The sequence below is a fragment of the Rhizobium sp. PDO1-076 genome (assembly GCF_000247475.1).
In the GTDB taxonomy this organism is placed as follows: Bacteria; Pseudomonadota; Alphaproteobacteria; order Rhizobiales; family Rhizobiaceae; genus Allorhizobium.
Window position 1 is genome coordinate 1 of the sequence record NZ_AHZC01000328.1, and the last position, 850, is coordinate 850.

Annotated in this window: 1 protein-coding gene; it reads left to right on the forward strand. The window is 56.2% G+C overall.

Going from position 1 to position 850, the window contains the following annotated elements:
- Nucleotides 1-224 precede the first annotated feature (224 nt).
- On the forward strand, nucleotides 225-850 hold a 626-nt coding region (locus PDO_RS16090), incomplete at its 3' end, for a HipA N-terminal domain-containing protein (RefSeq protein ID WP_007604120.1).

Below are 850 nucleotides of genomic sequence, written 5' to 3' on the forward strand. Positions count from 1 at the left end.
ATGCAAACAGCAATTCTCATGCTTGGGTGAACCCTGTGCTGAGCTTGTCGCTCATTCTGTTCGCGTGCGGCAGTGCGTTGCGCGGCCGGAAGATGGTCAGCCGGATCAGAATCTTCAATGACCGTTTTGGTAGCTGGCAGTTCTGACGGCAATTATTCAACCCACTTTGATGGGTTGAATAACTTTGAGAAATGCATTATTTGAACCATTGAAAGGGTCAATTAATGCGCTTAACGCTCCAAACCCATTTTGACGGTGAGTGGCATCACGCTGCGACGTTGGAACTCAAGGACGACGCGGCCGGCTTCCAGGGCGCGTCGATCGTCGATTACGATCTCGACTATTTCGTCACCGTGGCATCGGCGGAGTTTTCTGCTGGAAAAACGGTCCGGGGCCATCGTGCCTTATCCGTCCGTTACCCCGTCGATCTGGAAAATCGATATAGCCGCAGCTGGCCGCCCTTCCTCTTGGATCTTATGCCCCAGGGGCATGCACGGCGAAAGCTTGCCGAGCACCTCGGCCTTACTGAAGGCTCGCGCGCTTCTGATCTGCCACTGCTTCTCCGATCGGCGACTGGCGGCATAGGCAATATCCGCATCAAAGAAGCGGCGGCCGCCGAAGCGGAACGGCTGAGCGGTGTTGAGCGCCAAGGAGTTACAGAGGCAGAAATCCTTGAGCGGTCGGATCGCTTCATGGAAGTCGCCGACCGCTTTGGAATGCTGGCCTCCGGCTCAAGCGGCCTACAAGGCGAATGGCCTAAGGTCTCTATGACGCAGGCGAATGACGGGCTCTATTACCCCGACAGCTTCGTAACCGATGATGAGGCCGTGCGCCACGTCATCGTCAAGCT